We start from the raw sequence: 13,642 nt of genomic DNA, 5'->3' as shown, positions 1-13,642 counted from the left end.
CATGTCCCAACGCGCCGAAACCTCAAACAGCCAGCCAAGTGCATCCCGCAACGGGCATAATGTGACGAATTCTCACTCTAACAACCAAAATACGATTCGGGTTCGCGGTGCGAGACAGCACAACCTGAAAAATATCGATCTGGAACTGCCGCGCGATCGCCTGATCGTTTTTACTGGCGTCTCCGGTTCTGGTAAGTCTTCCCTCGCTTTCGATACAATTTTTGCCGAGGGACAGCGCCGCTACGTGGAGTCTCTCAGCGCTTACGCGCGCCAGTTTTTGGGACAGTTGGACAAACCGGATGTGGACGCGATCGAGGGGTTGAGTCCGGCTATTTCGATCGACCAAAAGTCAACTTCTCATAACCCCCGATCGACTGTTGGCACTGTTACAGAAATTTACGATTATCTCAGATTGCTCTACGGCAGAGCCGGCGAACCGCACTGTCCGATTTGCGATCGGTGCATTGCGCCCCAGACAATTGATGAAATGTGCGATCGAGTCATGGCACTTCCCGACGGCACTCGCTTTCACCTTCTGGCACCAGTTGTGCGCGGAAAAAAAGGCACTCACCGCAAATTATTGTCGAGTTTAGCTGCGGAAGGATTTATTCGCGTCAAAGTTAACGGAGAAATTTTAGAACTTTCGGAAAATATCGAATTAGATAAAAATCTAACGCACAATATCGAGATAGTTGTCGATCGGTTAATTAAAAAACCCGGTTTAGAAGAACGTTTAGTTGATTCTCTGGCAACTTGTTTGCGCCATTCTGAGGGAATTGCGATAATTGAAGAGTTACCGAATGATGAAAATTCCGAACCACAGGGGCCGATCGTATTTTCCGAAAACTTTGCTTGTCCCGAACACGGCGCGGTAATGGAGGAACTTTCACCCAGGTTATTTTCTTTTAATTCGCCCTACGGCGCGTGCCAAAACTGCCACGGTTTGGGGAGTTTGCGAACTTTTGCGCCGGAGTTGGTAGTTCCCGACGAGAAAGCGCCTCTTTATTGTGCGATCGCGCCTTGGTCAGACAAAGACAATTCCTATTATCTCTCTTTGCTTTGCAGTATTGCTGATACTTGCGGGTTTGATATCGACACTCCTTGGTATCGATTAAGGCCCGAACACCAGCGGGTAATTTTGTACGGCAATGAGTCCAAGCGCACCTCAGAAGGTAAAAAGCGCGACGGCAGCACTGATTTTAGGAGAGATTTTAATGGCGTGATTTCCATGTTGCAGCGCCAGTACGACGATACTGGTTCTGATTTGATCAAGCAGAAGTTGGAACAGTATCGGGTCGATCGCTCTTGCGAGGTTTGTCACGGCAAACGCTTGAAACCCGAGGCGCTTTCCGTGCGGTTGGGACAGTACGGAATTGTAGATTTAACGAGTATTTCGATTCGCGAATGCCGCGAACGAGTAAATAATTTGGGATTGAGCGATCGGCAATTCCAAATATCCGATTTAGCCCTCAGAGAAATCAAAGCAAGGCTGCAATTTTTGCTCGATGTCGGGTTAGATTACCTGACTTTAGATCGCGCAGCAATGACGCTTTCTGGCGGAGAAGCCCAGCGAATTCGGCTGGCGACTCAAATCGGTTCTGGTTTGACGGGCGTTCTCTACGTTTTGGACGAACCCAGCATCGGACTCCACCAAAGAGACAACTTTCGCCTGCTGCAAACCTTAACAAAATTGCGCGATTTAGGCAATACTTTGATTGTCGTAGAACACGATGAAGAGACCATGCGAGCAGCCGACCATATTGTCGATATCGGGCCCGGTGCTGGCGTGCACGGCGGCAAAATTATCTCGCAAGGAAGTTTAGAAAATTTGCTGGCGGCAGAAGAATCTTTGACCGGGGCTTATTTGTCGGGAAAGCGAGTAATTGAAACCCCTAATGAAAGAAGAAAAGGCAACGGCAAAGCTCTCTCAATCATCAATGCGACGCGCAACAATTTAAAAAATATCGATGTAGAAATTCCGCTGGGAAAACTCGTCTGCGTGACCGGGGTTTCCGGTTCGGGAAAATCCACTTTAATCAATGAATTGCTGTACCCCTCCCTGCAACACTATATCACCAAAAAAGTGCCTTTACCCCCCGATATGGACGCCCTCAAAACTAAAGGGGAACGCTCTCTAGAGGATGTGGTTGATAAGGTAATTGTAATTGACCAATCTCCCATCGGTCGTACTCCGCGTTCTAATCCCGCTACTTACACGGGAGTCTTTGATGTGATTCGGGATTTGTTTGCCGAAAGCATTGAAGCGAAGGCAAGAGGTTACAAAGCGGGGCAGTTTTCTTTTAACGTCAAAGGAGGAAGGTGCGAAGCTTGCGGCGGCCAAGGCGTGAACGTGATTTCGATGAATTTTCTGCCGGATGTTTACGTGCAGTGTGAGGTTTGCAAGGGTGCACGGTACAACCGAGAAACACTGCAAGTTAAGTACAAAGGCAAGTCGATTTCTGATGTTTTGAACATGACTGTCGAGGAATCTTTGGAAATGTTTAAAAATATTCCCAGGGCGGGCGTCAGACTGCAAACTTTGGTTGATGTGGGTTTGGGTTACATTCAGTTGGGACAGCCGGCGCCGACGCTTTCTGGAGGGGAAGCGCAGCGGGTAAAATTGGCAACGGAACTGTCGCGCCGCGCTACTGGGAAGACGCTTTATTTGATAGATGAACCGACGACGGGTTTGTCGTTTTATGATGTTCACCATTTGTTAAATGTGCTGCAAAGATTGGTGGATAAGGGTAATTCAATTTTGGTAATCGAACACAATTTAGATGTGATTCGGTGCTGCGATTGGGCGATAGATTTGGGGCCTGAAGGGGGAGATAAGGGCGGCGAAATTATTGTGGCGGGGACGCCGGAGGAGGTGGCGGCAAATCAGAGGTCTTATACTGGGAAATATTTGCAAGCTGTTTTGCAGCAGCATCCTTTGGGGGAGGCTGTAGCCGTTAGTTAATTCTCACTAAAGCACCTAACCTTCGATGAAGGGAAATGCTGATGGGGAGTAAGAAAGATGTAGGCGATCGCCCTCCACCCCAAAACGCTGCGATCGCAACCCCCATAATCGAAAATCAAGGTAAAATCCAAAATTGCGTTAAGAGGCGATAATGGAACCTCTGAGCTACCGCCCCTGAGCTACCTATGGTGGAACTATGAATGCAGTCGAAATCGAAGAAGCAGTTTCCAGGCTCGCTGAAGCGCCCTTTGACTCGGAAGAGTTCCCCTTTGCCTTCCTCGAAGCCTTTGGTAACAAGCCGACGACTCTCAAGCGGCTCAAAAGCAAAAGCGGTGGCTCCAACCAATCGGATCTCGGTGGCGTGCTCCAGCGTAACAATATCCATGTAAAGGTTTGCCCGGAAGGCGAGGTGACAAACACCCTCACCGCGTTGCGAGATAGTGCGGCGACGGCTCGGTATAAGGTTAAGTTTATCCTGGCCACCGATGGCAAAAGTTTTGAGGCGGAAAACCTCGCTGATGGGGAGATAGTCGCTTGCGATTACCCTGACTTTCACAACCATTTCGGTTTTTTCCTGCCGTTGGCGGGCATTACGACAGTCAAGCAGATCCGTGAGAACGCCTTTGATATCAAGGCTACGGGGCGCCTCAACCGCCTGTATGTCGAGCTGCTGAAGGAGAACCCGGAGTGGGACAAGGCCGATCGCCGGGAAGCGTTAAATCACTTCATGGCGCGACTAATCTTCTGTTTCTTTGCGGAGGATACGAATATCTTTCACAGCAATGCCCTCTTCACTGCCACGATCGAACAAATGAGTGCGAGTGATTCGTCGAATACGCACGAGGTGCTGTCAGAGATGTTTCGGGCGATGTGTACGCCGCTTAAGGATCGGGAGGCGGCGAAGATTCGGAATTGGGCAGATAGATTCCCCTATGTGAATGGAGGGCTGTTTTCGGGTGGGGTGGCGGTGCCGCGTTTTAGCAAGATTGCCCGATCGTACTTACTTCATGTTGGCAATCTGGACTGGACAAAGATTAATCCCGATATTTTCGGCTCGATGATTCAGGCGGTGGCGGATGATGAAGAGCGGGGTGCGTTGGGGATGCACTATACGAGTGTGCCGAATATCCTCAAAGTATTGAATCCGCTGTTTTTGGATGATTTGCGGGAGCAATTGGAGGCGGCGGGGGACAACGCCCGCAAGTTGCTGAATTTGCGGCAACGGATGGCGCGAATTCGGGTTTTCGATCCGGCTTGTGGATCGGGGAATTTTCTGGTGATTGCGTATAAGAAAATGCGCGAGATTGAGTGGGAGATTAATCGTCTTCGGGGTGAGCCCGATCGCAAGTCTGAGATTCCGCTGACGAATTTTCGGGGAATTGAATTGCGTCACTTTTCCTGTGAAATTGCGCGGTTGGCGTTGATTATTGCGGAGTATCAATGTGATGTGATGTATCGAGGGCCAAAGCTGGCGCTGGCGGAGTTTTTGCCGCTGAAGGATGATAACTGGATTACCTGTGGGAATGCCTTGCGGTTGGATTGGTTGAGTCTTTGTCCGCCGACGGGAACGGGGGTGAAGTTAGTGGCGAATGATTTGTTTAGTACGCCGCTGAAACAGGCTGAGATTGATTTTGAGAATCAGGGCGGAGAGACTTATATCTGTGGAAATCCCCCGTACTATGGAAGCCGTAAACAGACGGATGAACAAAAATCCGATTTGGAGCAGCTCTGCGGTAAAAAGATAAAAAAATGGAAATCTCTGGATTATGTGGCTGGCTGGTTCTTGAAAGGTTCGGAGTTTATAGCAAATCAGCCTGCCACTTTCGCCTTTGTGTGTACCAGCTCAAATTGTGAAGGACTACAGGTATCGGTTCTCTGGAAATTTCTCCTAAGCGGCAATGCTCAAATCGTGTTCGCCTACAGACCTTTTAAGTGGGCAAATCTTGCTGCAAATAACGCTGGAGTTACGGTGAATATCGTTGGTGTTTCTACTACTTCCAACAAACAAGAGAAGAAAATATTTGAGGAGGAGCAGTTACAAGTTGTTTCTAATATCAGTCCATACATTTTGGCGACTCCCGATATTTTTGTAGAAACAGAACCGAAACCAATTTCAACTTTACCCTCTATGATTATGGGGAGTATGCCACGCGATGGTGGGCACCTCTTGCTCTCACCTGAAGATGCTAGAAAACTTTCTGGTTCCTATACAGAAATCCACAGCCTCATTCGACCTTATATCGGTACCGATGAATTAGTTAAAGGAAATCAGAGAAAATGCCTTTGGATTGAGGACAGTGATTTAGATATCGCAATGTCAGTTCCTGAGATCAGAATTCGGTTGAAGAAGGTCTCTGAAATGCGAACTGTGAGTCCCCTCGATTCAACGAAAGAGTTTGCAAATCGCCCACACAGATTTGTGTATTTGGCAGGCCGAGCTAAGTATCATACGGTTGGTGTTGGCGGCGCATCTTCTGAGAATAGAGAGTACCTGCCAGTTTCATTATTCGATCACCGAAGTGTCCTGAGCAATCTTGCATTCGCCCTTTACGATGCCCCACTCTGGAACATGGCACTGATCGCCTCACGCCTTCACCTAGTCTGGATCGCCACCGTCTGTGGCAAGTTAAAAACCGATTTTCGCTACTCCAACACCCTCGGCTGGAATACCTTCCCCGTCCCCACCCTCACCGACCAAAACAAAGCCGACCTCACCCGCTGCGCCGAAGACATCCTGCTAGCGCGAGAGCACTATTTCCCAGCCACGATCGCCGATATGTACGATCGCGATCGTATGGACACCGAATTCCCTCTGGTTAGGGAAGCGCACGATCGTAACGACGAAATCCTGGAACGAATCTACATCGGTCGCCGCTTCAAAAACGACACCGAACGCCTCGAAAAACTGTTTGAATTGTACACAAAAATGACCGCACAGCCAGCGCCCCTCAACAAGTCTGCCAAACGTAAAACCAAAGGAGAAAAATGATAATGGCAAAAGATTTAACTTCATCGCCACTCGATCGCCAAAATATCCTCAACAATCGCTATGCCCTAGAAAAAATAGAAGAATACTTAGGATTAGGAGGCACTTACTATGAAGAAGAACTGCTATTTACAAAACAACAACTGATTGAAATTTTCGGTATCAGCGAAAGTACAATTGAAAAGTATCTATCCAGTCACAACGATGAGCTGAAGACTAATGGCTATAGGGTGCTACGAGGTCAGAAACTTCGAGAGTTCAAGACTTTGATGGATGCTACCGTAACTGATTACGGTACCAAAACCACAGTCCTAGGGGTTTTCACCTTCCGGGCGACTCTAAATCTAGCAATGGTGCTAGTGGAGAGCGATCGGGCCCGTGCAATTCGATCGCGCATCTTAGATATCGTCATTGACGTAATGGCAGAACGGGCAGGCGGACATACCAAATATATTAACCAGAGAGATAACAATTACTTACCAGCAGTCTATCAAGAATTTAGCTATCGTAAAACCTTTACCGATGCCCTTGATAATTACCTCGACATGGGTAAATTTAAGTATGGCATTTACACCAACAAAGTGTATCAGATTGTTTTCCGAGAGAAAGCCGAAGAATATAAGCAGATATTAAGCCTGGGTAAAAACGATTGTCCCCGTGATACCATGTATGCCGAAGTTCTCATCGCCATTGCCAGCCTAGAGAATGGTTTGGCAGCAGAATTGAAAGCCGAGTCAGAAAAGGTGGGACGAAAGCTGAAACAAAAAGAGGTTGATTCGCTATTGGAAGCGGCAGAGGAAAACCCCTACCTAAAACCCATTATTGAAGATGCCCGCATCAAAATGGCCAGTCGCGATCTAGGGTTTCGGGATGCTCTGCATCAACAATTAGAAGCCTATATCCAAAGTGTTCCAGAGAGCGACTTTGATAAATTTTTAGGAGAAACCAGCCGTTCTTTAGAAGAGCAACTTTCCGATCCGGCTCTTTTGGCTGTATTTAAGCGATTGAAGGATCGGTAAGTTATGGCAGCAGATTTTTTTTACTTTGACATTCACTATGCGATCGAGCTGCATGATTGGATTATCGAAAACTCAGGCGGATTTCCGGGTTCTAATAATCCGAGTCTACTAGAGAGCGCATTAGAACATATTCAAAACGATCTCTATTATCCTGAGATTCACCACAAATTAACTCACCTAGTTTTTGCTGTCAACAAGTTTCATGCTTTTTATGACGGAAATAAACGCTCTAGTATTGCATTGGGAGCTTATTTTCTAAAGCTCAATGGTTACGATTTTGTGGTAAGAAAGTTTGTCCTAGAAATGGAAAATATCGCCGTCTGGGTAGCAGAAGGAAAAATTTCTAAAGAGTTTTTATGTGAACTGATTGAGTCTCTTATTTTCGAGGAAGATTTCAGTGAAGAACTTAAGTTTAAGTTGGCGCTTGCTGTCATGGGCGATATTGATTCTAATGGTTAGCTTAGCTAGAACAGAGTCGTTACCTCCCTTTTTGGGCGTAAAAGTGCTTAAATGCAAATCCACATGACGAAGCTCCAAAGCTTAAAACCCTTATGAATGAAGGATTTAAGTGCTTAAAAGCAAATGGGAGTCACCCCGAAACCATGCCCCCCAACCTCCGCGCAGACCACGCTACCCCAAAGAAGTCGCTGCTCGATCGTAATGACGAAATCCTGGAACGAATCTACATTGGTCGCCGCTTCAAAAACGATACCGAGCGCCTGGAAAAACTGTTTGAATTGTACACAAAAATGACCAGTCAGCAGGCATCATCGAAAAAATCTGCCAAACCTAAAGGAGGTAAATGAGGAGAAGTGCGATGGCTGCGCCCCGGCTTGCGCCTACGAGCTACCAAAATGACCCGTTAAATACAGAATGTTAAAATCAGACTAGCCCCTTATAGCCAAACGAGCCAATGCTAACCCTAGACCAACTCATTTCAGAAGCAACTGCATTACCAGATGCAGCCAAAGCTATCCTCATTGACAAAATTGTGGAGAGCATGGAAAGACAAATCGATCGAGATATTTTATTAGAAGGTGTGCAGAAAGCTCAAGAACGCATTGCCGAAATTGATAGCGGCGCAGTTCAAACCATTCCCGGAGATATTGCCTTAGCCCAAATACGGCAACTCTCAAAGCAATGAAATATGAATTTCACCCAGTCGCCCTGCAAGAATATGCAGAGGCTGTGCAATTTTTTGCCCAACAAGACAAACACCAGGATTTCATCGACACGATAGAAAACGCCATATTTAAAATTATTGGATCACCAGAGCGCTGGCCGATCGTTGAAGGTCAGATTCGTCGTTATTTGACCCTCAAATTTTCCTATGCCATCTTGTATCGAGTCTATCCCGATCGAATCGTGATTGCGGCGATCGTGAGTTGTCGTCGCGATCCAAGCTACTGGAAAGATCGCCTCTGAAAATGGACTTTAGCAATAATTCAAGTACAAACCTGTCAATAACCCATTCACCGCCCAAAAAATCATGACAGCCGCCGAAAAACTCTACCAGCTTATCCAAACTCTCCCAGAAAGCCAAATCAACGAAGTCCTCAACTTCGCCGAATTTCTCCACCAAAAACAACTCTCCCCCCGTCAAACTATCCCCCCCGGCACTCTCACCGGACTCCGGGGCATCGCAAAACGTCCCGGTTCAGCCCCTAGCGATGATGACTTACAAGCAGAATATTCCGACTATCTCACCCAAAAATACCAGTAAGCCATCCCGTGAAAATTCTCATCAAATTAATATCGGATGCGGGAAACTCAGAGACTGCAGTCCTGAGAGGGAAGCCGCGTGAGGGACTTCAGTCCCGGTATTCTTTCTTTGAACAAGTTAATCACTATAAACAGAACTCTTAAACCAGCTCTAGCACAAAAATATCTAAAAAAATTCCGATGAGCAAACCGATCGCGATTCCCTCAGTTTCCGTCACCTACGCCCAGGATGGCACCTCCACCCGCCCCAACGCCCTCGGTATGCGCCCCATGCAAGAACGCGCCTACCAAAAGCGCGGCGAACAATACCTCCTGATCAAATCGCCCCCCGCCTCCGGCAAAAGTCGCGCATTGATGTTCATCGCCCTGGACAAACTAGAGAACCAAAACCTCAAACAAGCTATCATCGTCGTGCCAGAAAAGGCGATCGGCTCCAGCTTCCACGATGAGCCGCTGAGTCAGTTTGGGTTTTGGGCCGATTGGCAAGTTGAACCGAAGTGGAATCTCTGCGACGCACCGGGAAACGACGGCGGCAAAGTGGGCGCGGTACAGAAGTTTCTAGCCAGCGGTGCCAAAATTCTGGTCTGCACTCACGCCACATTCCGCTTTGCCGTGGACAAATTCGGTATCGAAGTCTTAGACGATCGCCTGATCGCCATAGACGAATTTCACCATGTTTCGTCCAACCCAGACAACAAGCTGGGCGATCGGGTCCGCCAACTCATGGCCCGCGACAAAACCCACATCATAGCCATGACCGGCTCCTACTTTCGCGGCGATGCCGAAGCTGTGTTGCACCCCGAAGACGAATCCCGATTCGATACCGTCACCTACACCTACTACGAACAGCTCAACGGCTACCAATACCTGAAGCAACTCGACATCGGCTACTACTTCTACGCGGGTAGCTACACCGACGAGATCGTGCAGGTGCTAAACCCCAAAGAGAAAACCATCCTGCACATTCCCAACGTCAACTCCCGCGAAAGTACGAAGGACAAGATCCGCGAGGTGGAGCACATCATCGAGGAACTGGGCGAATGGCAAGGCACCGATCCCAAGACGGGATTTCAACTCGTCAAAACCGCCGACGGCACAATTCTCAAGATTGCCGATCTCGTAGACGACGACCCCACCAAACGGGATAAAGTCGCCACCGCCCTAAAAGACCCCACCCAGAAGAACAATCGCGATCGTGTGGACATCATCATCGCCCTCGGCATGGCGAAAGAGGGTTTTGATTGGATCTGGTGCGAGCACGCCCTGACGATCGGCTACCGCTCCAGTTTGACCGAGATTATTCAGATTATCGGTCGCGCCACCCGCGATGCACCAGGGAAAACCCGCGCTCGGTTCACCAACCTGATAGCCGAGCCGGATGCCGCCGAATCTGCCGTCACCGAGGCAGTGAACGACACGCTCAAAGCCATTGCAGCCAGCCTACTGATGGAGCAAGTGCTCGCGCCGCGCTTCGAGTTCAAACCCAAGCGCCCCGACAATCAACCAACACCCGGTTTCGACTACGGGGAAGATGGTTACAATCCTGGCAAGTGCAACGTGGGCATCAATCCAGAGAGAGGCCTCATTCAAATGGAAATTAAGGGATTAGCCGAACCCAAGAGCCCGGAAGCCGAACGCATCTGCCGCGAAGACTTGACCGAACTGGTGACGGCATTTGTCCAAGATAAGCCAACGATCGAGCGCGGCCTATTTGATGAAGAACTGGTGCCGGAAGAACTAACCCAAGTTCGCATGGGCAAAATCGTCAAAGAGAAGTTCCCCAATCTAGAAGCGGAAGATCGAGAAGCCGTCCGCCAACACGCGATCGCCGCCCTAACCCTCGTCCAACAAGCTAAAAAAACCATGAACGAAAGTGGTGGGCAGTATGCCACAAATCCTGGTGGTGGGGAAGCAGCGAAAAACACCTCACTCCTCGATGGGGTGAGGAAGTTCGCCCTATCGGTAACAGACCTCGATATGGATCTGATCGATCGCATCAATCCCTTTGGCGAAGCCTATGCCATTCTGGCTAAATCCATGAGCGAAGAACGGCTCAAGCAGGTGGCGGAAGTCATTGCGGCTAAGCGAGTAACCCTTAGCGTGGAAGAAGCGCGGGAATTAGCCAAACGGGCGCTGCGGTTCAAGCAAGAAAAAGGCAGGTTGCCCTCTCTCACAGCAGTCGATCCCTGGGAAAAACGGATGGCAGAAGGAGTTGCCTTCCTGCAACGCAAAGTAAAGGAGGAAACTAATGCCTAAGTACACCACCGATGATGATTTGGAATTGCTGGGTGAATTGGGCATGGACATGACCCCCGAACCCTCCGGCCAGCGTTCTGCCAGAGAAGAGCGGATCGTCGCAGGCTTTGAGGAGATCGAGCGGTTTGTGGAAGAATATGGCAGACTGCCCCAGCATGGGGAAGATCGGGATATCTTCGAGCGGCTTTATGCAGTACGGCTCGATCGCCTACGAGAATCGGAGGAATGTCGCGCAGTCTTGGAACCGCTAGACTCACGCAGACTGTTAGATGCTGAGACTGATGCCAGCCTGATCACAGAAAGCAATCTGACAGATGAAGCGCTGCTGGCCTCCCTGGGAGTCGATGCAGCCTCAGAGAACGACGTTACCCAGCTTACTCATGTGCGATCGCGCAGCGAAATCAAAGCAGCCGAGGAAATAGCCCAACGGACTCCCTGCCAGGACTTTGATGAATTCAAACCCATCTTTGACAAAGTGCAACGGCAATTGCAGTCGGGGGAACGGCAAACCATCAAATACCAGGACTATGCGGCTGTAAAGGAAGGTGATTTGTTCATCCTTGATGGGCAGAAGGTGATGGTGGTCGATATGGGTGAGCCATTTGTCAGCGACTATGGGCGATCGGACTGCCGGCTGAGGGTGGTTTATGACAATGCCACCGAGAGCGATTTGCTGTTGCGATCGCTCCAGCGTGCTTTAAATAAAGACAAGGCCAGCCGCCGCATCACCACCCCAGATTTCGGCCCTCTATTTTCCCATATTGAAGCAGCAGACGACTTACCGACGGGCTATATTTACGTGCTCAGGAGCCAATCGGATCATCCCTTCATTGCTGAGAATCGGTTTATTATTCACAAGATCGGCGTCACCGGAGGAGACGTAAAAAGCCGAATTGCCAACGCCAAGAAAGACCCCACCTATCTGCTAGCAGATGTGGAAATCGTCGCAAAATTCAAACTGGCAAATATGAACCGGAAGCGACTTGAGGCACTCCTTCAGAAGTTCTTCGCCAGCGCTCGATTGGATTTGGAATTACAGGATCGCTTCGGTATACCAGTGCAGCCAAGAGAGTGGTTCCTCGTTCCACTAGAAGTCATTGAGGAGGCGATCGAAAAAATCAAAGAAGGAACCCTCGATCAATTCCGGTACGATCGGGAAACAGCAAGTCTCACGCGATCGTAATGCTATCTAAGGGGAATACGTCCAATTAGAACCCAAACTAAAAATGGCAAAGGATATCTTCCACAACACGGTCAAAATCGCCCTACAAAAAGATGGCTGGAAGATTACCCACGATCCCTACCAGTTACGCTATGGTGTTGCTGATGTCTACATCGATCTTGCAGCCGAAGAAGCGATCGCCGCTGAAAAAGAAGGACGTAAAATAGCTGTAGAAGTCAAAAGTTTGGCAGGTGGCTCGACCATTTCTGAATTCCACACTGCCCTCGGTCAATTCCTCAACTATCGCATTGCCATCGAAGTCTCTAGCGAACCTGAACGTGTCCTGTATCTGGCAGTACCCACCGATACCTACCAAATGTTTCTCAGATTTGAACCCGCAAAAACTGTCATCGAACGTTATGAAATCCGACTAATTGTTTACAATCCAACTCGTGAGGCGATCGACCAATGGATAGACTAAACGAATACCGCAAAATTGTTTGTGACTTTCTCGAAGACTTTTCTACAAATGACGCAAATGCTCAGTTAATCTTCGATATCGCCCGCGATCGATACCTCGTCATGCACAACGAATGGCGCGACGAATATCGCATCTATGGGTGTGCCATGCAGCTCGATATCATCGAAAATCAAATCTGGATTCAACACAACAGTACCGAAATCTACATCGATCGAGAACTGATTCAACGCGGTGTGTTTTCTCAAGATATCATTTTTGGGTTTCGCTCCCCCAGCATCCGAAAACTCCTTGCCACCAACTATTCCTAGAGACAAATATTCTGTGATAAAATGATGAGATAGCACGTTATTAGTAAGGTGCGTCAGATATTTAAACCTTCAATAATCGTTTAAGAAACTCACCTGACGCACCATACAATTAAAATACGTCGTATAATTGATAGAATATAGGTGCGAATACTTCGCCCCTCCGGATATATTTACAAAATTGGGATAATCGTTCATGAGTCGAAAATACTATTCTAATCGTACTGGCAAAAATCATGAGGCGAGTCGCTACGAGCTACCCATGTTCGTTAAACTTTTCAAAGCTGTTTATCTTGATTTTCTAAAGAACGATTATTTTTATGAAAACTCTGGAGATGTTCCAGGCAAGCTAGGTGCTGATATAGAAGCACAAATGTTTATCAAGCTCAAGAAACCTGACTTATGGCCAATTGAGGAAAAATGTAATAATTATTCAGAGGATGACTTGTTTGATGTCATCGAGTTTCTTTACGATTGTGTTTCTAAGCCGATTCATCGATACGATGAATGGAGTAATCATGGAGATTCTTATGACACCTTCGATAGGGAGACTGGTAAGCAAGAATTTAGAGATAGAATAAATCAGCTCTTGTGTGACTATAGAGAGGGATATGAACTATCCGAAAATGGTGAAATTCTAGAATTTCCCGAGCAAGGATTGGAGGAGTTAGTTCGGGAGCATAACACTTATGCAGTCAGTATAAATACTCAGGAAATTGAGGTCATAATTAGTGGATAATTAAAGATGT

At 48.0% G+C, this 13,642-nt stretch carries 13 protein-coding genes; all 13 read left to right on the top strand.

Annotation, left to right across the window (positions count from 1 at the left end):
- Position 1 precedes the first annotated feature (1 nt).
- The gene (gene uvrA / locus QUB24_RS04245; RefSeq protein ID WP_333150973.1) at positions 2-2,962 is read left to right on the top strand and encodes an excinuclease ABC subunit UvrA; all 2,961 of its coding nucleotides are present in this window, start codon (positions 2-4) and stop codon (positions 2,960-2,962) included.
- A gap of 196 nt (positions 2,963-3,158) precedes the next feature.
- Positions 3,159-5,951: a DNA methyltransferase gene (locus QUB24_RS04240; RefSeq protein WP_333150971.1), complete on the top strand. Its 2,793-nt coding sequence runs from the start codon at positions 3,159-3,161 to the stop codon at positions 5,949-5,951.
- 2 nt (positions 5,952-5,953) lie between these two features.
- Entirely contained in the window at positions 5,954-6,967 is a 1,014-nt protein-coding gene (locus QUB24_RS04235; protein ID WP_333150969.1) for a DNA-binding protein, read from the top strand.
- 3 nt (positions 6,968-6,970) lie between these two features.
- On the top strand, positions 6,971-7,426 hold the full coding sequence (locus tag QUB24_RS04230) for a type II toxin-antitoxin system death-on-curing family toxin (protein ID WP_333150967.1): 456 nt from the start codon (positions 6,971-6,973) through the stop codon (positions 7,424-7,426).
- 92 nt (positions 7,427-7,518) lie between these two features.
- Entirely contained in the window at positions 7,519-7,773 is a 255-nt protein-coding gene (locus QUB24_RS04225; protein WP_333150965.1) for a type IIL restriction-modification enzyme MmeI, read from the top strand.
- A gap of 107 nt (positions 7,774-7,880) precedes the next feature.
- Positions 7,881-8,111, top strand: coding sequence for an addiction module protein (locus QUB24_RS04220; RefSeq protein WP_333150963.1), 231 nt, complete (start codon positions 7,881-7,883; stop codon positions 8,109-8,111).
- Complete coding sequence (locus tag QUB24_RS04215; protein WP_333150961.1) at positions 8,108-8,392, top strand: type II toxin-antitoxin system RelE/ParE family toxin; 285 nt, start codon at positions 8,108-8,110, stop codon at positions 8,390-8,392. The genes QUB24_RS04220 and QUB24_RS04215 overlap by 4 nt, the downstream gene beginning before the upstream one ends.
- A gap of 64 nt (positions 8,393-8,456) precedes the next feature.
- Positions 8,457-8,690: a DUF2281 domain-containing protein gene (locus QUB24_RS04210; RefSeq protein WP_333150959.1), complete on the top strand. Its 234-nt coding sequence runs from the start codon at positions 8,457-8,459 to the stop codon at positions 8,688-8,690.
- A gap of 179 nt (positions 8,691-8,869) precedes the next feature.
- Positions 8,870-10,945, top strand: a complete 2,076-nt coding sequence (locus QUB24_RS04205; protein ID WP_333150957.1) for a DEAD/DEAH box helicase — start codon at positions 8,870-8,872, stop codon at positions 10,943-10,945.
- A complete protein-coding gene (locus tag QUB24_RS04200; protein ID WP_333150955.1) occupies positions 10,938-12,128 on the top strand; it encodes a GIY-YIG nuclease family protein in 1,191 nt (396 codons plus the stop codon). The genes QUB24_RS04205 and QUB24_RS04200 overlap by 8 nt, the downstream gene beginning before the upstream one ends.
- A 43-nt stretch (positions 12,129-12,171) precedes the next feature.
- Positions 12,172-12,588 (top strand): XisH family protein, encoded by a 417-nt coding sequence (locus tag QUB24_RS04195; RefSeq protein WP_333150953.1) that lies wholly within the window; start codon positions 12,172-12,174, stop codon positions 12,586-12,588.
- Positions 12,576-12,896 carry an element excision factor XisI family protein gene (locus QUB24_RS04190; protein WP_333150950.1) on the top strand — a complete coding sequence of 107 codons (321 nt, stop codon included), beginning with the start codon at positions 12,576-12,578 and terminating at the stop codon, positions 12,894-12,896. The genes QUB24_RS04195 and QUB24_RS04190 overlap by 13 nt, the downstream gene beginning before the upstream one ends.
- Before the next feature lie 193 nt (positions 12,897-13,089).
- Complete coding sequence (locus tag QUB24_RS04185; RefSeq protein WP_333150948.1) at positions 13,090-13,632, top strand: hypothetical protein; 543 nt, start codon at positions 13,090-13,092, stop codon at positions 13,630-13,632.
- The last annotated feature ends 10 nt before the right edge of the window (positions 13,633-13,642 follow it).

This window comes from Microcoleus sp. B9-D4, assembly GCF_036705105.1.
In the GTDB taxonomy this organism is placed as follows: domain Bacteria; phylum Cyanobacteriota; class Cyanobacteriia; order Cyanobacteriales; family Microcoleaceae; genus Microcoleus.
This window is presented reverse-complemented; position numbering and strand designations above follow the sequence as displayed.

Excerpts from the sequence above, each read along its gene's own strand:
- QUB24_RS04215 (WP_333150961.1), top strand. The coding sequence starts at position 8,108 with ATGAAATATGAATTTCACCCAGTCGCCCTGCAAGAATATGCAGAGGCT.
- QUB24_RS04225 (WP_333150965.1), top strand. The coding sequence starts at position 7,519 with ATGAATGAAGGATTTAAGTGCTTAAAAGCAAATGGGAGTCACCCCGAA.
- uvrA (WP_333150973.1), top strand. The coding sequence starts at position 2 with ATGTCCCAACGCGCCGAAACCTCAAACAGCCAGCCAAGTGCATCCCGC.
- QUB24_RS04200 (WP_333150955.1), top strand. The coding sequence starts at position 10,938 with ATGCCTAAGTACACCACCGATGATGATTTGGAATTGCTGGGTGAATTG.
- QUB24_RS04240 (WP_333150971.1), top strand. The coding sequence starts at position 3,159 with ATGAATGCAGTCGAAATCGAAGAAGCAGTTTCCAGGCTCGCTGAAGCG.
- QUB24_RS04235 (WP_333150969.1), top strand. The coding sequence starts at position 5,954 with ATGGCAAAAGATTTAACTTCATCGCCACTCGATCGCCAAAATATCCTC.
- QUB24_RS04195 (WP_333150953.1), top strand. The coding sequence starts at position 12,172 with ATGGCAAAGGATATCTTCCACAACACGGTCAAAATCGCCCTACAAAAA.
- QUB24_RS04185 (WP_333150948.1), top strand. The coding sequence starts at position 13,090 with ATGAGTCGAAAATACTATTCTAATCGTACTGGCAAAAATCATGAGGCG.
- QUB24_RS04190 (WP_333150950.1), top strand. The coding sequence starts at position 12,576 with ATGGATAGACTAAACGAATACCGCAAAATTGTTTGTGACTTTCTCGAA.
- QUB24_RS04205 (WP_333150957.1), top strand. The coding sequence starts at position 8,870 with ATGAGCAAACCGATCGCGATTCCCTCAGTTTCCGTCACCTACGCCCAG.
- QUB24_RS04220 (WP_333150963.1), top strand. The coding sequence starts at position 7,881 with ATGCTAACCCTAGACCAACTCATTTCAGAAGCAACTGCATTACCAGAT.
- QUB24_RS04210 (WP_333150959.1), top strand. The coding sequence starts at position 8,457 with ATGACAGCCGCCGAAAAACTCTACCAGCTTATCCAAACTCTCCCAGAA.
- QUB24_RS04230 (WP_333150967.1), top strand. The coding sequence starts at position 6,971 with ATGGCAGCAGATTTTTTTTACTTTGACATTCACTATGCGATCGAGCTG.